The 18928-nt window shown below is 54.3% G+C and carries 12 protein-coding genes and 1 pseudogene; 11 read left to right on the top strand and 2 right to left on the bottom strand.

The features are described 5' to 3' along the window. From RRF56_RS02225 to pglX, 4 genes are all read left to right on the top strand, one after another. A partial coding sequence (locus RRF56_RS02225) for a DNA-directed RNA polymerase subunit alpha C-terminal domain-containing protein (RefSeq protein WP_317033750.1) occupies positions 1-2022 on the top strand: 2022 nt, incomplete at its 5' end. A gap of 50 nt (positions 2023-2072) precedes the next feature. Next, on the top strand, positions 2073-2342 hold the full coding sequence (locus RRF56_RS02220; protein WP_410510484.1) for a UPF0175 family protein: 270 nt from the start codon (positions 2073-2075) through the stop codon (positions 2340-2342). Continuing rightward, positions 2339-2824, top strand: a complete 486-nt coding sequence (locus tag RRF56_RS02215; protein ID WP_317033749.1) for a DUF3368 domain-containing protein — start codon at positions 2339-2341, stop codon at positions 2822-2824. The genes RRF56_RS02220 and RRF56_RS02215 overlap by 4 nt, the downstream gene beginning before the upstream one ends. A 137-nt stretch (positions 2825-2961) precedes the next feature. Beyond that, complete coding sequence (gene pglX, locus RRF56_RS02210) at positions 2962-6597, top strand: BREX-2 system adenine-specific DNA-methyltransferase PglX (protein WP_317033748.1); 3636 nt, start codon at positions 2962-2964, stop codon at positions 6595-6597. A gap of 115 nt (positions 6598-6712) precedes the next feature. On the opposite strand, the gene RRF56_RS02205 is transcribed toward pglX, so the two are convergent. Further along, positions 6713-7687 carry an IS110 family transposase gene (locus RRF56_RS02205; RefSeq protein WP_317033747.1) on the bottom strand — a complete coding sequence of 325 codons (975 nt, stop codon included), beginning with the start codon at positions 7685-7687 and terminating at the stop codon, positions 6713-6715. A 226-nt stretch (positions 7688-7913) separates the two neighbouring features. Here RRF56_RS02205 and RRF56_RS02200 point away from each other — a divergent pair, with 226 nt between their 5' ends. Together RRF56_RS02200 and RRF56_RS26280 are read left to right on the top strand one after the other, a co-directional pair. After that, positions 7914-8132 (top strand): hypothetical protein, encoded by a 219-nt coding sequence (locus RRF56_RS02200; protein ID WP_317033774.1) that lies wholly within the window; start codon positions 7914-7916, stop codon positions 8130-8132. Further along, positions 8120-8224 (top strand): annotated as a pseudogene (locus tag RRF56_RS26280) (type II toxin-antitoxin system VapC family toxin); the annotation flags it as partial. The gene RRF56_RS02200 and the pseudogene RRF56_RS26280, both read left to right, overlap by 13 nt. Positions 8225-8352: 128 nt before the next feature. Here the strand turns inward: RRF56_RS26280 and RRF56_RS02195 are convergent. After that, on the bottom strand, positions 8353-8565 hold the full coding sequence (locus tag RRF56_RS02195; RefSeq protein ID WP_317033746.1) for a hypothetical protein: 213 nt from the start codon (positions 8563-8565) through the stop codon (positions 8353-8355). Between the two features lie 200 nt (positions 8566-8765). Here RRF56_RS02195 and RRF56_RS02190 point away from each other — a divergent pair, with 200 nt between their 5' ends. From RRF56_RS02190 to pglZ, 5 genes are all read left to right on the top strand, one after another. Beyond that, positions 8766-9248: a helix-turn-helix transcriptional regulator gene (locus RRF56_RS02190; protein WP_317033745.1), complete on the top strand. Its 483-nt coding sequence runs from the start codon at positions 8766-8768 to the stop codon at positions 9246-9248. Between the two features lie 127 nt (positions 9249-9375). After that, the gene (locus RRF56_RS02185; protein WP_317033744.1) at positions 9376-10326 is read left to right on the top strand and encodes a DUF1822 family protein; all 951 of its coding nucleotides are present in this window, start codon (positions 9376-9378) and stop codon (positions 10324-10326) included. A gap of 12 nt (positions 10327-10338) precedes the next feature. Further along, positions 10339-11937, top strand: coding sequence for an NfeD family protein (locus tag RRF56_RS02180; RefSeq protein ID WP_317033743.1), 1599 nt, complete (start codon positions 10339-10341; stop codon positions 11935-11937). Positions 11938-12332: 395 nt separating this feature from the next. Next, the gene (locus RRF56_RS02175; RefSeq protein WP_317033742.1) at positions 12333-16082 is read left to right on the top strand and encodes a hypothetical protein; all 3750 of its coding nucleotides are present in this window, start codon (positions 12333-12335) and stop codon (positions 16080-16082) included. Next, positions 16082-18820, top strand: coding sequence for a BREX-2 system phosphatase PglZ (pglZ, locus tag RRF56_RS02170; RefSeq protein WP_317033741.1), 2739 nt, complete (start codon positions 16082-16084; stop codon positions 18818-18820). Before RRF56_RS02175 ends, pglZ begins: the two co-directional genes overlap by 1 nt. The last annotated feature ends 108 nt before the right edge of the window (positions 18821-18928 follow it).

Genomic DNA, 18928 nt, shown 5'->3' with positions numbered 1-18928 from the left:
GAAATTACCCTGGAGCCTGAGCGGTTAGACAGAACCCTGCGCGATCGCCTGGTGGAGTTTTTTACCCAGGCCTTTCGGCGGCAGCCTGAAGAGCGCTTTGATAATGCCGAAGAGATGCTGCGGCGCTGGCGGCGCTGCTTTGAGGGCATCGACGAACCGGGCTCGCTGTTGGATACCGATGATGAGTCTTTCTTAGAAGACCTGCTGGCGGAAGCTACCTTCGCCACCCCCGTGGCCGATCTGGGTCTCGGCCCCCGCGCTACCAATGCTCTCGACCTGGCCAACCTGCTCACGGTAGAAGACCTATTGATAGCGCCACCTCGGCGGCTGGCCCGATTGCGCGGCGTTGGTCACCTGACCCGACGCGAAATCTTGGCGGCGGTTAAGATTTTGCGCCGTCGCCTGGGGCTACCGAGCGATGCGGGAGTGGACGATGAAGTCGTTGAGAACAATGCTGCCGTGGGCCAGCTCAGCGTTGACCTGCTGGTGCAGCGGCTGACCAAAATCAGCCCCCGGGAGGGCGAGTCGGTGCAGCGACTGCTAGGGGCGATGCTAGGACTGGAGGGCGATTTGGCCGACTCCTGGCCCAGCCAAGCGGATCTGGCCCGACACCTCAACCTGTCTCGCGCTCGGGTGAGCCAGGTGGTTAGCAAGTTTCAAAAGCGCTGGGCGAAGGAACCGGCCATCACCCAGTTGCGGCGCGACCTAGCCGATCTGCTGCGGCGGGCCAGCGGCGTGATGGCTCTGGAGGAACTAGCGGCGGCACTGCTGGTGGCTCGGGGCTCGGTGCAAGATGACCCCATTCGTACCCAGCGGGCGATCGCAGTGCTGCGGGCGGCGGTGGAGGTCGAGCGATCGCTGGCTAGCCCCCGTTTCTTTCTGCGGCGCGATGGCGATCGCATTTTGCTGGCCATCACCCCAGATCTGCTGAGCTATGGGCGGCAGTTGGGCGATGAGGCTGATCAACTTGCTGCCGCTGACCCGCTGGTTTCCCCCGAGCGATCGCTGGCGCAGCTCCAGGCGGTGCCGCCGCCGGTGGGCAGCCTGCTTCTGCCCGACAGTCGCCTGCTACGGCTAGCGGCGGCGGCTAGCCACCGAGCGGCCCTCTCTAGTCGGCAAGAGTTTTACCCTCGGGGTATGGAAGCCGAGCGGGCTCTGCGCCTGGCTCAGGGGGCGCTCTACGGCGTTAAGGTGCTCTCAGAGCGCCAGCTGCGCGAGCGGGTGAGCAGCCGCTACCCTGAGGCCCAGCCCCTGCCCGATCGCCCCCGCCTGGATGATCTGATGCAGGCGATCGCCCCCACCCTGGTGTGGAACCCTAGGGCCTACAGCGGCCAGGGCGGCTACGAAAGCCCTACCCGAGAGGGCAGCAGCATTGCCAGCAGTACGATCCTGAGCCGCCTGTCTACCACCCCTGGTGCCCCCGGCCCCCAAGAGATGACCCCCGAGCTGGCCGATGCCCGCCAGTTTGAGGAGCGCTTGCAGCGGGGCATTCAGTCGGGTTCGTTTTTGGCGTTGTTGGTCAGCCCCCAGCGCTACCAGCGGGCCAAGACTGAGCTAGCTGAGCGGTTTCCGGTGCAGGTGGTGGACTATGAGGGGCTGTTTTTAGACTGTCTGCGCCAGGTGGCCGACAAGGCCGAGGTGGTGTGGAGCAATGTGCTAGAGGCCGACGCCACCCCTAACGAGGGCAGCTGGAATAAGCTGATGCTGCTGGTAGGGCGAGCTATGCCCCTGGTGGAGGCGGAGCTGCTGAAGGCCGATCGCACCATTTTGCTGATCTATCCGGCGCTGTTGGCCCGTTATCAGCAGATGACTTTGCTAGAGCGCCTGCGCGAAAGCATTGGCCGCCCAGGTGGCATTCCAGGGCTGTGGGTGCTGGTGCCCAACGACCAGCAAGCCATGGTAGAAGGGCAGGCGGTGCCGCTGCTCAGCCCCGGCCAGCGCGCCCGCATTCCTGAGAAGTGGCTGCGCAACGGCCATCGCTCGGTGGCCACGCCCTCGGCGTCTCCCCCAGCGGCTTTGTAGGCTTGCGCCAATTGGTTACGATGGGGCAAAGAACCAATCGGCTCATACCTATGGAAGTCGCGTTTCCCAACGAATTGTTGGTTGCCCTACGGGAAGAACCCGAGGGCTTTCGCCAAAAAGTTTTGATCTATACCCTGGGCAAGCTCTACGAAATGGGCCGCATATCGGGCGGGTTTGGGGCGCAAATCTTGGGCTGCGATCGCTGGGAATTTTACCGCCTGCTGTCTGAAAACGGGTTTGCCGTCATCGACTACCCCGAAGATGAGCTGATGGCTGAGGCTGAGATAGCAGATTGGCCTTTACCTCCCCAGGTTGAATGAAGGCCATTATCAATGCTACGCCCCTAATTGCCCTATCGCTAACAGATCACCTTCAGCTACTCAACCAGCTTTTTGTCGAGGTTTACGTCCCTAAGTCGGTTTACGAGGAAGTTGTGATCCAAGGTCGGCAGCGCCCCGGCAGCGACGCTGTTCGCAAGGCTGATTGGCTGGTCATTCAGCAGCCTGTCCTCACGTCTCCCATCCCTGTAGCCTTGATGGGTCTGGATATCGGCGAGCAGGATGTGATTTTGCTGGGGCAAGAGCTGAAGGCCGATTGGCTCATTATCGACGAGCGCCTGGGGCGAAAAATTGCCCAGGCTATGGGCTTTCAGGTGAAAGGAACGCTGGGGCTACTCTTGTTGGCCTGCCAGGTTGGGCTGCTGACTAGGCAAGAGGCCGCGCAAATTGTAGACAGGTTAAGCCGTAGCTCTATTCGCCTTAGCCCTCGCTTACTGGCCTGGTTTAAGCAGCAACTCGATTAAACGTTGCCAAAACCTTACACTCTGGCCCTGGCGAACCGATCGCGCCTAGCATGGAGCCACAATGCCCTCACCCCTGCCCCTCTCCCCAGGGAGAGGGGCAGGGGTGAGGGCTCTAACTCACACGACACCGCTACCCCATGATTAACCGCCCCCGACTGCTGGCCGACCTGCAATCCCTGGTACGCAAGCTCGAAGCTGATCTGCAAGAGCGGATCGACTCTACAGAGGTGCCAGAGGTGGGGCAGCGGTTGCGGGGCGAATACGACCAGGCCAAACGGGCCGATCGCACAGCCCAAACCTTTAACCAATGGGCCGAGGATTACAAAACCCAGGTGGCGGTGGCCTGGGTGCTGAGCGCCACGTTTGCCCGCTTTTTAGAAGACAACGGCCTAGTCAGCCCGCCCCGGCTGTCGGGTCTGGGGGATGACCTGCAACGGGCTCGGGATGAGTACGAGTTGTACTTTAGCTTGCACCCCACCGAGACCGATCGCGAGTATCTGCTGGGGGTGTTTGGCGAGTTGGCCAAGCTGCCGGGGGCCAAGGAGGTGTTTGGCGAGGGCAATTTGCTGTGGCAGCACCCCACCTGGCTGAGTGGCGATGGGGCGAAGGCAATCCTGGCGTTTTTTCAAACCATTGACCCTGGTACGGGGTCAATGGTGCACGATTTTGCTGACCCAGGCTGGGATACGCGCTTTTTGGGCGATCTGTACCAAGACCTATCGGAGGCAGCGCGCAAGAAGTATGCACTGCTGCAAACGCCGATTTTTGTGGAGCAGTTTGTTTTAGACCGCACGCTAGACCCGGCTATTGATGAGTTTGGGTTGGATGCGGTGCGGATGATTGACCCGGCCTGTGGCAGTGGTCACTTTTTGCTGGGTTCGTTTGAGCGGTTGCTCGATCGCTGGCTGCGTAAGGAGCCGGGGACGAATGTGGAGGAGCTGGCGCGTAGGGCGCTGGAGGCGGTGCATGGGGTGGATGTGAACCCCTATGCGGTGGCCATTGCTCGGTTTCGGCTGTTGCTGGCGGCGATGAAGGCGACGAACCAGAAGGAGTTGAGAAATGCGCGGGCGTTTCCGCTGCATGTGGCCTGTGGGGATTCGCTGCTGCATGGGGAGGGGAGCCAACTGGTGCTGGGGGATTGGGCACCGATGGCGCACCATTTTGCCAGTGAGGATATTGCGGCGCTGAATCAGATTTTGCGGGCGGGGCATTACCATGCGGTGGTGGCGAACCCGCCGTATATTGTGCCGAGGGATAGTGCGCTAAATGGGGAATATCGCAGGCGCTACAGGGCTTGCCATCGGCAATACTCGCTGGCAGTGCCGTTTATGGAGCGCATTTTTCAGTTGGCGGTGCCGGGGAGCTACACGGGGCAAATTACGGCCAACAGCTTTATGAAGCGGGAGTTTGGCAAGAAGTTAATTGAGGTGTTTTTTCCGCAGGTAGATTTGACCCATGTGATTGATACCAGTGGGGCGTATATACCGGGTCACGGTACGCCAACGGTGATCTTGTTTGGCCGCAACCGGGCACCCGTGGCAAAGACGATTCGCACAGTTATGGGCATTCGGGGAGAGCCAAGCACGCCAGAAGACCCGACTCAGGGGTTGGTGTGGACGGCAATTTTAGACCAAGTGGATGTTAAGGATTCTGAGAGTGAGTTTGTCAGTGTGGCAGATTCACAGAGAGATTTATTTCATCAGCATCCTTGGTCGATTGGTGGTGGTGGGGCAAGTGAATTGAAGGAATGGCTAGATCAGAGTAAAACTAAAGCACTCTCTGAGGTAATACAAGAAGTAGGTTTTGGCGCTGTTACCCGTGAAGATGATGTGTTTTTAGTAGGACAGGATTCTGCCCTCCGAAAAGAAGTCGCGCCTCAATATATTCGTCCGTTGGTTGCCGGAGAGGAAATTCGAGACTGGGCTATTCCTGAAACGACAGGGGCATTATGGCCGTATGAAAAATCTTCTCTTACTGTCAAAGAATCTCAGACTTTAAGTCGATTTCTTTGGCTATGGAAAAGGCAGTTATCAAGTCGTGTTGCTTATGGCTTAAGCCAACTTGAAAGAGGTCTGGCTTGGTTTGAGTACTCCATGTTTTTCACAAAGAGATTTCAAACACCTCTATCGATTGCATTTGCCTTTGTCGCCACCCATAATCACTTTGTTCTAGATCGCGGCGGCAAAGTCTTCAACCGTTCAGCCCCTGTCATAAAGCTGCCTGCCACCGCCACCGAAGACGACCACCTCGCCCTGCTGGGGTTGCTCAATAGTTCCACCGCCTGCTTCTGGATGAAACAGGTTTTCTTTCCAAAAGGTGGTGATCAGGTTGGTAGCGAAGGCGCACGTATTCGCAAAACTTTATGGGATGAGCGATACGAGTTTGCGGGGACTGGCTTACAAGATTTTCCGGTTGTGTCGCAAAAGCCGTTAGATAAAGCAAAAAAACTTGATCAGCTTGCCGCACAACTCACCCAGCATTCTCCTGCTTCTATCCTGCAAGGTAAGATCAAAGATTTAGAGCAAACATTAGAGACTAGCCGTAAGACCTGGGAGAAAACCCTGAGTCAAATGATTGCCCTGCAAGAAGAATTAGATTGGGAATGTTACTCACTATATAAACTTGTAGATAAGCCATTAACCTATGAGCAAGCAGTTCTACCACTTGATCTAGGTCAAAGAGCTTTTGAAATCATCCTAGCTCGTAAAATCGCAGCGGGGAAACTCCAAATTGCCTGGTTTGAGCGCCATCGCTCCACCCCCATTACCGAACTCCCCGCCCACTGGCCCGATGACTACAAACAACTGATCGAGCGCCGCATTCACCTCATCGAAACCGACAAAAACATCGGCCTCATCGAACAGCCCGAATACAAACGCCGCTGGAATACCGAACCCTGGGAGTCGCAGCTAGAGCGGGCCTTGCAGAACTGGCTGCTCAACCGGCTAGAGAGCTACTTCGACCTCGATGGCCGCATGAACGACGCTGGCACCCCCACCGCCAAACTCCCCGAACCCGCTCTCATCTCCACCGCCAAACTCGCCGACTTCGCCCGCCAAGACCCCGACTTCATCCAAGTCGGCGAACTCTACACCCACAACCCCGCCTTTGACGTGCTCACCCTCGTCAACACCCTGGTCGAATCCGAATCCGTCCCCCTGCTGCCCGTGCTGCGCTACAAAGCCACCGGCCAGCGCAAACGCCAAGACTGGCAACAGACCTGGGCCTTACAGCGCCAAGAAGATGCCATAGATGCCCGCACCCAACACCCCAAAGACCACCCCGACTACCTCGACACCACCGCCGCCAACCGCCTCAAAGCCCAGCAAATCGGCGACATCCCCGTCCCCCCCAAGTACACCAGCACCGACTTCCTCAAACCCCACTACTGGAAACTGCGCGGCAAACTCGACGTGCCCAAAGAGCGCTGGGTCAGCTTTCCCCACTGCGCCGGCCCCGATGGTCAACCCGTCATCGCCTGGGCTGGCTACAACCACCTCCAACTCGCCCTCGCCCTCAGCGCCTACTTCGTCTATATCAAAGAAGACGTCGGCGGCCACGAAGACCCCCGCCTCATTCCCCTCCTCGCAGGCCTGATCGAACTCCTGCCCTGGCTGCACCAGTGGCACAACGACCTCGACCCCGCCTACGGCCTCAAAATGGGCGACTACATCGAAAGCTTTATTCAAGACGAAGCCCGCCAACTCAACCTTACCCCCGACGACCTCACCGCCTGGCAACCCCCCAAAACCCCCACCCGCCGCCGAAAATAACCGTAGCGATTATCTTCTTTGTCAAGCTCATCCTGCTATGCGATTAGCCTCGGCGGGATGGCAGCGGAAATCAAGCCAGGAGCCCTGCCTGCATCAGACAGAGTCTTGCTGTTCCTTATGTGGCGGCGGGCAGGGAGCAAGCCGGAGCCTGCCAGAGGGTGTCATGTTCTACCATGGCATTGAGAATAATCACCAGTTTGTGCATGCAGGCCACCAGGGCAACCTTTTTGAGTTTTCCCCGCTGCAGCAGGCGCTGGTAGTAATCGCGAATGACCGGATTATGGCGAGTGGCGACTAACGCGGCCATGTAGAGGCCTGTGCGCACGGTGGCTCGACCGCCGCTAATCATCCGCTTACCCCGCATCTGGCCGCTATCGCGGTTGAACGGGGCGAGGCCACACAAGCTGGCTAGGCGCTTCGCTGAGATCTGTCCTAACTCGGGGAGTGAGGCCAAGAGGAGCCCCGTCGTCACAGCCCCAATACCCGGCACACTGGTGAGGATCTCGCGGGTGCGCTGCCACTGATCGCTCTGGGCGATGAGCTGCTCAATCTGGGTATCGAGGTCTTGGATCTGTTGCTTGAGCCAGTCAATATGCTGCTCAATGCTCTGACCCGTCCTGGCTCGTGCTGAGCGTTGCCGGGCTTTTTCGGCACTCATCATCTCGACGAGTTGCTGCCGTCGCGTGACGAGGTCTTGAAGGTGTTGACTGGCCTCACTCGCCATCGCCCGTACCTCTGGACGGATGGCATCGGCAAAGTGAGCCAACACCTCGGCATCAATTTTGTCTGTTTTAGCCATGCGCCCCGTGGCCCGGGCAAAATCACGCACTTGACGTGGATTCACCACAACGGCGGGCCAGCCCTCCGCCATCAACGTTCGCGCCGCCAGGGCTTGATAGCCCCCGGTCGCTTCCAGCACAATCAGACTCGTCTCGCGACGAAACGCCGTTAACGCCTGTAGCAACTCTCTTAAACCAGAGTCACTGTTGGCCACCTGAACGCTTAATCCAAGTGGACGGACGTACACATCTAAGGTGCGCTTGGATACGTCAATGCCAACCCATTGATGCGCTTGTGATAGTTCAGTCATGGTTGTATCCACCCGTGTAGGAGGTTAATCTGACATCACTCGTCCTTGCTCGATACGGAGTCTAAGCTCCTGGCGATTTTGCGAGTTAACTTCAGAGGTGTGCAGCGACCCATGCTACGTTCGGTTTTGGACAACCTAGGGTGGGACGGTCTGCCACACACCTCTAAAGATACAAGGGTGGGCACTGCCCACCATCTACCCTTGCCCCAACTACCAACCCATCACCATCCTAAAAAGCTACGAAGCCATCTACGAAAACGGCCAGGTCACATGGCTGACTGACCAGCCCAACCTCACCACCGCCCGCATCATCGTCACCGTTATAGAAGAACCCCTCGCTCGCCCCCGCCGCAGCGCCCCCGCCACCATTGCGGGCAAAGCCAAAACCCTAGGCGACTTGGTTAGCCCCATCGTGACCGAAGACGACTGGGAGTGTTTGAGGTGATCGTACTCGACACCCATATCTGGTTTTGGTTCATCAACCAAGACTTTGAACGCTTTCCAGCCCCCTGGCGCGATGCCATCGAAACAACAGACTAAGTCGGTATCTCCCCCGTATCTTGTTACGAAATCGCCCTGGTTGCGTCATAACAAGGCATCCTACCCATACAAAAAAGGCTCAAACCATAACGGCTTGAGCCCTTAGCTTGGTTAAATGAGCAGTTCTACAGCAAGGCCAGCAGAGCTGCAACCGTAAGAAAACCAGCAAAAACGCCCCCGGCGGATCCAACACCGCCCTCTGACACATCATTGCGAAAACCACATTGATGGTCAATACAGACATAAGTACTATCGCCATGTAAAACAATAGACTTTTTGCCGCATCGGGGGCAGACCAATCCCTCTTCAGGACGAAGACGATACTCAGATAGCACCATACAAAGTCTCCTTTAGTAGACGTAGACAGCTAATACCCTCACAAAACAACCCTAACATAGTTTCCCTAAAATTCTTTAGGGTAAATTTCTTGTGCTCATTTCTTTACACTTATTGATTTAGGCTTTATGATTTATGGAAGATCCTTTAGGTAAGAGATGTTAGTATTCTCTTGCAGGATCCAAAGTGTGCGAGGTTTTCAATGAATTGGGAGTACAGGCCGAAAATTGCGAGTCTGCGAGAAGCCAAGAAACTCACTCAGTTAGAGCTAGCTCAGATAGTAGGAGTCACTGAAACCACCATCGCTAACTGGGAAAAAGGCAGGAGCGGCACAGAGTGGCTTGATCGGTTAATTCGCCTATGTGCCGCCCTCGAATGCACCCCAGAAGATTTGCTGAGCTACATTCCCCAAACCCAAGACGAAGGGGCTTTCAGCGAAATGGTGCGACTGATAGAAGAGGGGCACCAGCGTCAAAGACAATCCTCTAGCGACGGGTCTCAAGACCTTAGCCCAGAGGCGATCGATCAAATCTCAACAGAAGGAGGGAAATTTTCTGACATCGTGAAGCTAATTGAGGCCGGACACCAAGCACAGGCCCAGCGGTCGATATGGCATGCCATACCTGCCCCGGCAACAGGGTCATCCAAAAATAAAGCTGGTATAAGGGGTGTATCTAAGCCGTAGTGCAGTTCTCTCCTGGTTAAACAACTAGCAAAACGCTTGCTGATAACTGGTCATCCAGTTACGCAAACGTCACAAACGTGCTCAGGGTGTCACATAAGATCAGCATTTACCCAAGCCAGGAGTACCTATGAAAGCTCTGGTTCACTATCAAAATATTCTCAATAGCGTGTTTCGCTTTGGCACTAGACAGCCTTTAGAGCTTATGGACAGGCTTTGGGAAAACATAAGAACTAGTGGGTTAGAGGTTTATATCTCTAGCCGAGGGCTAGACACTATTTGGCGAGAAGTCTCTAGCCACAGTGGCATAGATGTTGCCAACAGAGTCAGAGCTAATATTGAGGATGCCTTGCGGATCTGCCCTCCGGTCAGCCTTCAGCAGGTGAGAGACTTTGCTCACCGCTATGGTGGGAATAGCTATGAAGAGGCGCTAGAAATTTACAGCGCCTTTTTAATATCAGCTCAATGTATTCTCTCTAGCTCTCCTCAGGCCTTCCGCTCTTTTGACTTAACGGAGATACCTTTAAGTCAAAACTCCGACCTATCCTTTTTGCGGAATTATAGAGCTCCAAACTCCTTACCTGTCCTCTTGATTGGTGACCTATCAAACATCTGGTTTCTAGCTAGTTATGTAGGCTCAAATAGCAATCTATCGTCAGTTAACCTTAAACAATGGTTTCAGGGTAATAGATTTGAGCATGGCTGGTGCCCAGTTGAGGAACTCAATATTGAATCGTGTGTCAAGCCTGCCTATAGGTTTAGAAATGTCCGCCGAGGTAAAATAATTTCTTTAGGCTCATCAGAGCAACAAGGGCTTGATTCAGTTGCTTTAATAGTCGCAGTGAGCAACCCCTTAAGAGAGTTTAATGTCACGATAGAGCTCATCTCAACAAATGTCGGTGATATCCTACCAGACTTCCTTAAGCTAGAGGTTTTAGATGCTGACGGCAAATGCGTTGAACAAGAGATTTCAAATCGTGATTCTGCGATTTTTATGGAAATAGAAGGCGCAGAATCTGAGCCCTTTAGCATTCAGATTAGCTACAAAAACTTTGTACATCAGGAAAACTTCTTGCTCTAGCTTATTACTTCAGTGATTGCAGGTATTCAAATGAACAAGCGAGTTGTTTTAAGACTAAACTACCAGTTGATTGAGAATAGATACCTAGCAGTTGCAGAAATTGGCAACGAAGGAGAATCTCCCTCCGTTGAAATTCAGGGCTGGCTACCTGCCTTATCCAATCACTTTCTCAAAATGCTTGAAGACTGGAGAATAGCCTTCAGTAATCTAGACCTCAAAAAGAGACTCAAAGTAAAGAAGGTCTCTGTGGGGAAAGTTCCCTCATATCAATATATTCAACCATATGTAAATATAAGCAGTCAGAAAGTCTCCTGGAATGAAACATGTGAAGATCTAGCTTCAAAATTAAGCAGCGAAATGAATGCATGGCTCAACTCGCAAGGTTTTTGCAGAATAAAAGAAAAAATTCAGCAAGAATTAAAATTTAATGAGAATCTGCAAATAATTATTCGCGCGGATGACGCATCAATATGCAGATTACCGTGGAATTGTTGGGAATTTTTGGCGAAAAATTCAAACTCAGAGATTTCTTTTAGTCTTGCCAGTGAGAGTTATAAAAGCACTCCCTCAAGGCAGTTTAGTCATTTAGAGGGTTTGAAAATACTAGCTGTTATGGGTGACAATGAAGGTCTTGATTTAGATCGGGATAGGCAGATTTTAGAGAATCAACTTTTCGAAAAATTTAGTGTATTTTTACAGGTGTTACAGCCTTCTTCAGAAGAACTGAAAAAAGAGCTGAAAAATGGTTCATGGGATATGCTATTTTTCTCAGGCCACAGCGAGACACTCAATGGCGAGGGAGTCATCTATCTAAGAAATGGTGAGTCTGTTTATTTATCTGGATTGGCATCTAGTTTTAGTGAGGCAATATCAAAAGGCCTTAAACTAGCTATCTTTAACTCCTGCGATGGTATAGGGATTGCAAAAAGTGTCCAAGACTTGCAAATTCCTCAAGCTATTGTTATGCGTGAGCTCGTCCCAGACAAGGTGGCGCATGATTTTCTGTCAGCTTATGTTGAAGGTATTCAGAACCTTAACAGCGATTCTCCTCTATACCTTGCGGAAAGGTATGCCAGAGACAAAATTAAGCACAGTCTTCCCTGTGCTGATTGGTTGCCTGTAATATTTCAAAATCATAAGGACATTTCCCCAGTTAGAGGGATGGTGGAAAGACCAATTTCTCAGTCGAGCATTGATAATAAAATAAGTTTATACGAAAAAATCGGCATTACTCCCGAAATTCAATTTGGTGAGAATATTAACCGTGATAAAGAATTCAAAGTTACCGTTATTGATCCCTTGGGTGAAAGTTCAGTTGGCAAAATTAAATATAAGGGTGTGCTATGGAAAGCAAGAGTCTTCCCACTTGTAAGTTATGGTAAAATTGGGCCAATATTTCCTGGAGATGAAGTCTGCGTAGTTGCCCGAGAAGGCGGCGTCTGCCTAGTTCTTCCCAAGCATCTAGCTCATTCGGATTTATTTAATAAGAGTAAGAAGGAAATAGAATTAGGCATCAAAAGAGAGCAGGTGAAAAATCATAAAATATCTAGATTTAAGCACTTTGCAGGTACTTTAAAGTCTCTTTCTAACGTTTTTAGATTATTTCAGTGACTTAAGTGTGGTAGAAATGCTCACCTCAATTTTGAGGGTTCAAATTCTCTATGTGAGGCAGCTTTAAACAACTCTTCAGAGCTTGCACAAGGTAATGTATCTGACTCTACTCAAGCCCAGCCATAGCAAAAGACCTAAAATCCATACCAGCCTCAGCCATTTGCTCAATGCTGGTGCGCACAGGGATTGTCAAATCTTTGCTGCTGTATTTTGGCTATTCTGCAACTTCAATCAACCTTTACCGTAATCCCCTGTGACCCTTTTACATTGGCTAGCTATGCTGTATGTCTGTTCATGCTCAAGCCCAGCACCCTAAAGCCTCAAAAGGTTACGTTTTCTCTAGAGAGAGGCATATTTAAGGGGGAAGCTGTTCTAGAGCCCGGCGAGACACCCCTATGACCTTGATCAAAGACCTGATCGACATCCCCGATCGCATTCAAACGGGTGACTTTGTCCTGCGCCTCACCGAAGGGGTCAACCAGGTTGAGCAAACCCTGGCTCAGTACGTGGTCACCCCCGAGCTGAAAGACTGCTTCGACAACGCCCTCAGCTTTATCCGCAGTGCCCTGCAAAGCAACAGCAGCAAAGCCAGCTACCTGCACGGCAGCTTTGGCAGCGGCAAAAGCCACTTTATGGCGGTGCTCAACCTCATTCTCCAAGGTATTCCAGAGGCTAGAGGCATCAAAGAGCTGGCCCCCGCGATCGCCAAACACAACGAATGGATCGCCGGTAAAAAATTTCTGCTGGTGCCCTACCACATGATTGGGGCCACCAGCATGGAGTCAGGCATCTTGGGGGGCTATGTAGACTACGTGCGGCGCACCCACCCCGACGCGCCGATTCCTGGGGTGTATCAGGCCGAAGGTTTGTTTGAGGATGCCCAAAAGCTGCGCGCTAGCATGGGCGATGATGCGTTTTTTCAAGCCTTGAGTCAGGCCGATCCTGATGGTGGTACTGGCTGGGGTAAATTGGAAGGGAGTTGGGATGCTCAGCGCTTCCAAGCAGCAATTGCAACTCCACCAATGCCTACGGATGAGGGGGAGCGATCCAGGATTACCCTTGATGAAAAGATAAAACTGCAAGAGCGACAACGATTAGTCGGGTCTCTAGTTGGCAGCTTTTTTTCAACCTATCAAAATGTTGCGGTTGGAGAGCAAGAGAACTTTGTCTCTCTCGATCAGGGACTGTCTATCATCAGTCGCCACGCCCATAACCTGGGCTACGATGCGCTGATTTTGTTCTTAGACGAGCTGATCCTGTGGTTGGCCAGCCGTGCTACCGACATCAACTTCATCCACCGCGAGGGGCAAAAGCTAGCCAAACTGGTCGAAGCCCAGATGGCCGACCGCCCCATCCCCATCATTAGCTTTGTCGCCCGCCAGCGCGACCTCAGTGAGCTGATTGGCGACGGCATTCCCGGTGCCGAACGGCTCAACTTTAGCGACGCCCTGCGCCACTGGGAAGGCCGCTTTCACCGCATTACCCTAGAAGACCGCAACCTGCCTGCGATCGCCGAAAAGCGAGTGCTCAAGTGCAAAACTCCCGCTGCCCGCGAGCAGCTTGACGCTTCCTTTGAGCAGGCCACCCAGGTGCGCGAAGCCGTGATGAACGTGCTGCTCACCCGCGAGGGCGATCGCGAGATGTTTCGCCAGGTCTACCCCTTTAGCCCGGCCCTGGTGCAAACCCTAATTGCTGTCTCCAGCGTGCTTCAGCGCGAGCGCACCGCACTCAAGCTGATGATGCAGTTGCTGGTCACCCATCGCGAGACCCTGTCCCTGGGCGATATTATCCCCGTCGGCGACCTATTCGACGAGGTGGCCCACGGCGACGAAGCCTTTAGCCCCGACATGGCCCTCCACTTCGACAACGCCAAACGCCTCTACCACCTCAAGCTGCTGCCCCTGCTGGAAAGAGAGTACGGCAACCGAGACGACCTAGCCCAGATGCCCCTCAATGACCCCAAACGAGTCGGTTTTCGCAACGACGACCGCCTGGTCAAAACCCTTCTGCTGTCGGCCCTAGTGCCCGAGGTCGAGTCGCTCCGGGGGCTCAACGCCGAGCGGTTAGCAGCCCTCAACCATGGCACCATTCGCACGCCCATCCCTGGTCGTGAAGCGGGTGAAGTGCTGCGCCGCTGCCGCGCCTGGGCTGGTAGCGTAGGCGAAATTCGGGTGGGCGAGGAAAACAGCACCAACCCCACGATCACGGTGCAGCTTACTGGGGTCGATACCGACAGCATTTTGCGCCAGGCCGAGGGCATCGACAATCGCGGCAACCGCATTCGTCTAGTGCGATCGATGGTGTTTGCCCAGATCGGCATCAGCGGCGATGAAACCGAATGCACCTACGACTTTGTTTGGAAAAACACCAAACGCTCCTGCGTGGTGCTGTTCATGAATATCCGTGAGTCAGAGGCCTATCTACCCAATCTGCTAGAAGACCGCTGGAAGCTGATTATTGACTTCCCCTTTGATGAGGGCAACCACGGCCCCAGCAGTGATTGGGCCTGCATCCAGAACTATCTCAGCGCCTACCCCGAAGGCACCCAAACCCTGTGCTGGATTCCGCAATTCTTTAGCGCTGATGTCAAAAATGACCTGGGTAAACTGGTGATTCTAGAGCACATTTTGACGGGCGATCGCATTGCCGATTACACTGCTCAGCTCTCTCCCCAAGACCGCCAAACCGCCAAAACCCTGCTCGAAAACCAGCGCAGCATCCTGCGGCAGCAGTTCCAAAATCACTTATACGCGGTCTATGGCATCAGCAACAGCTTCCCCAACACCATCGACCAAACCCACAGCCTAGAGGCTAGCCAGCAGTTTGTTTCGCTCAAACCTGGCTTTGAGCTCAGGCCCCCCACCGCCGCCAACCTAGGGACGGCCCTAACTGCCCTGCTAGACCAAGCCCTAGGGTACGAATTTCCGGCTGCGCCTGCCTTTGAGGCCGACGTTAACCGCCTCGGCAACTTAGAAAAGGTCTTGTCTGTGGCTAGCCAGGCCGCCCAAGACCCCCAGGGCCGAGCCGAAGTAGACCGGGCGCTACGCGGTCTGGTGCGGCAAATTGCCAACCCCCTCCTGCTGGGGGAAATGGGGGCAGACGCCACCCATTTTGTCTTGGGCCAACATTGGAAAAACCATTTTCTGCGCAAGAGTGCAGAAGCGGGCGGGGCCATTCAGGTGGGGCAACTGCGGCGTTGGATCAACGAACCCAAGCCCATGGGGCTACCAACCGAGGTGCAGAACCTGGTGATTTTGGTCTATGCCCAGCAGACGGGGCGATCATTCTACCGCCACCATGTTGCCATTGACCCCAGCCTCAAAGCGCTGCCAGACGACTGCGAACTGCGCGAACAAAAGCTCCCTGATGCGACCCAGTGGAAAACAGCCGTTGACCTGGCCAGGGATATCTTTCACCTCTCTATTTCTCCCCTCTGCAAAGCCAGCACCGTGGATGAACTGGTGAGTAAGGTGAAGGCTGAAACCGACAAAACGGTAGAGAGTTGTCGAGACTATGCCACCAAGCTGCAAGCGGCATTGAGCCAGTTTGAGCTGCCTGCCGAGGGCGATCGCCTCACCACCGCCAAAGCCACAGCGGCCCTAGTAGAACGTCTCCACGCCAAGCCCACCGACGAGATCATTGCTACCCTGGCCCAGGCCGAGATTGCCACTACCGCGACAGCCATGGGCGAATGTTTGAGCAAAGCCAACAGTTTGGTCAGCATCCTAGATCAAGCTAGCTGGGATATTTATATGGCCATTCAGGCCCTCACCGATGACCGCCATAGCCCTGCCCAAGCTATCTTGGCCGAGGTCAGGCAAGCCCTTACCCGCGATGAACATGTGCTTGCCCTAGGCAGTGCTTTGAAGCAAGCTCAAGCGGCAGCGGTGCAGCTCCTGTCTCGGCCCGTAGCACCACCGCCCAGGCCGCCTGAAATACCGTCGCCGTTGCCTTCAGATCCCTTTGCTGATCCTCCAGAGCTTAATCGCCACAAAGGTAAGCAGGTGATCGATCAAGGTTCAGCGGCCAACCTGGACGTTAAATCGGCTCAAGACCGTATCGTAGAGTTGAGCAAAGCACTCAGTGCAGGGCAAACCCTGAGCCTGAGCCTGAGCTGGATTATCGAAGAAGGCAAAGCCGATTAGTGACTACCCCTGTCCCCACATTCAGCCAAATCAAAGCCCAGGTGGCGGCGATTCAGCAAAAAGCTTCATCCTCCTATGCCGCCATTGGCATTCATGCTTTGGGGCGATGGACAGGGGCACACCAGCAAGAAGACAACGGCCATCGATATCTGATTTACCAGTGTGACTCTCCCCTGGCTTTTCGCCTGGCTCTGCGTGACCCTGTCGAGGAGACGGCGGTCAAAGTCCTAATCACCAGCCTGGACGAGCAAAGCCTCGATCAAGACATCCTGCTTCGATTGGCTAAATCTACGCTTTTTCCCATTAATAGCTGGCAGATTGCCAAGTCTCTGTTTGGGGCCACCACCGTTGATCCACGGTTGCTCCAGCACCGCTGGATGGCCGACACGCTCTTGGAATGGATGCCTGCCGGAGACTACCCCATCGTCAACGGTGGGTTTTTAGACGCCGAAACGGTATGGCCTATCTTACTGCGCCAAGGCATTGGCCTGGCGACTCCCCGGCCTGACTTGCTGGCCCTACTGGAATGGTCTACAAACCCCGATAATGTAGCCCAATACCAGAGCGCTAGCCCCGAGTTTAGGGTCGCTGCTGTCGATTGGCTGGGTGAGGTGGCTGGTGCAACAGCCAAGACTCTGCTGACCTGTGTAGAAGCCTGCGATCGCGCCGATACCGTGCCCGTGGGTCTGGCCGCTGAGGTCATTTTCAACCCTGCCCTAGGTCATCAGCTCGATAAGGCCAAAGGCAAACTAGAAGAACGTTTCCTCAAGGGCACTTCTCCCCCACCGGCCAACCTAGAGCAGTGGAGTCAAGCCGCCGTGCAGCTGGTGCGATCAGCCGTCATCCCCGCTGCGCAACAAGTTCACCTGGTGCAGCGGGCAGACGAGATTTTGACAGAATTCGGGGCAGAGCCCTTGGCTCACCTAAGCACGACTTCAGAAATGGGTTTTGCCCAACGACTAGCCCAGTTTGGGCAAGGTCTGATCCAGCTTCTTGCCTCCCCCACTGCCAGCACTATAGAGACCTTAACCACCGCCTATAAGTCGATTCAAACCCACCGGCAAGCAGGGCAAGCTCAGCACCAACGGCGGCTGGAAAAGGCCGCTATGGCGATGCGGCTAGCTCGCTGGCTAGTACAAGAAACCACTACCCCAGCGCCTTTACCCCAAGATTTAGAGCAGGCGGTTCAGCACCATCTGCTGGAAGGCGGGTTTCTCGACTGGGCCAGACTATCGCTGCGATCGGGTGACCCCATTGGCGAGCTATCAGCGGCCTATCAAAAGCTGTTTGGCCGGGTTACCACCGCCCGAGAGACCCAAAGTCATCATTTCGCCAAGCTACTGCAAAACTGGGTCGAGCTGGGTTCAGGGCACAATGGGTTTCTCCCCATTGAAACCATCTTAGATACCGTCGTTGCTCCCCTCGCCAGCCAGGGGCCTGTACTGGCGATCGTGCTGGACGGTATGAGTATTGCCGTTGGGCGAGAACTCATGGCTAGCCTCCAGGCCGCCGACTGGGTCGCCATCACTCCCCCTGGGCAGACCGCTGCCATTATGGCCGGGCTAGCGACTATTCCTTCCCTTACCGAAACCTCACGCACTAGCTTACTCTGTGGCCACCTCACCACCGGCGACCAAGCCCTAGAGAAAAGGCAATTTACGGCCCACAGCGCCTTGCTCAAGGCCTGTCGTACCAGACATCCACCCCTGTTGTTCCACAAAGGGGCCTTGCAAGATGGCGATGATGCTGGGCTCACAGCCTCCATTCGAGAGGCCATTAACAACCTGCAAAACCGCGTGATTGGCGTCGTGATCAATGCGGTAGATGACTACCTTGCTAAAGGGGAGCAAATTGATGTGCGCTGGACTCCCCAAGAGATTAAAGTACTGCCTGGGCTGCTCCACGAAGCCAAAATGGCCGGTCGCTGGGTGATTCTCCTCAGCGATCATGGCCACGTGCTTGACTCTGGTATGACCTACACCGCCGCCAGTGAAGGCGAGCGCTGGCGTAACGCCAATAGCGCACTCACTGACCAAGAACTAAAAATTCAGGGCCAACGGGTGGTGATTCCAGAGTCTCATCAGCTCATTGCTCCATGGTCTGAAAAACTACGCTACAAGCCCAAAAAAACGGGTTACCACGGGGGCATCAACCCTCAAGAAATGGTGGTGCCCGTTGCGGTGCTTAGTCCCTCCTCAGCCCCCGGCCCCAAAGGCTGGGTTGAAGCGCCCTTGGATACACCGCTATGGTGGCACCCCTACGCACCAGAGCTACCAGTCTTAGAAGCACCGGCTGCTATGCCTAGCGCACCCATAGAGAGTGATCAAGCCTATCTGGGGCCATTGTTTAGCCTGATTGAGCCTGAGCAAGTAGCTCCTACCAAAGCTGATCTAGAGTTGCCTATCTGGGTCATCAGTTTTCTAGAATCGTCCAGTTACCAAGCCCAAAAACAGCTGGCAGGACGTCTTGCCCCCGATGAAGTGGTGTTGACTCATTTTCTAGCCAGCTTTGATCGTCAGAGGCACACCATTCCCCTAGCATCATTAGCCCGTAGGCTAAACCAATCGCCTGCTCAGCTTCAGCAGCTCATGCCATCTCTCCAAAGAATTATCAATATCGATGGCTATGCTTTGCTGACTTGCAACGGCCATTTAGTGCAGGCCCTTGACCATCACAACTCCTCAACCGTAACCCTGAACCACGACCTGTTGTTGCAGCAATTTGGCCTGTCGACGTAGGTGCCTTGAATCCAAAAAGTGGCACTACGGCGAAACCTCGCCGCTGTTTATACCGACCCACCTACACGAGCTACACAGCCTCATATCAAGTCCGCTTAAATGCTCCTA

This window comes from Nodosilinea sp. E11 (assembly GCF_032813545.1).
Taxonomy (GTDB): Bacteria; Cyanobacteriota; Cyanobacteriia; order Phormidesmidales; family Phormidesmidaceae; genus Nodosilinea.
The sequence above is the reverse complement of the archived record's forward strand: the minus strand, read 5'-3'. Positions and strand labels throughout refer to the sequence as shown.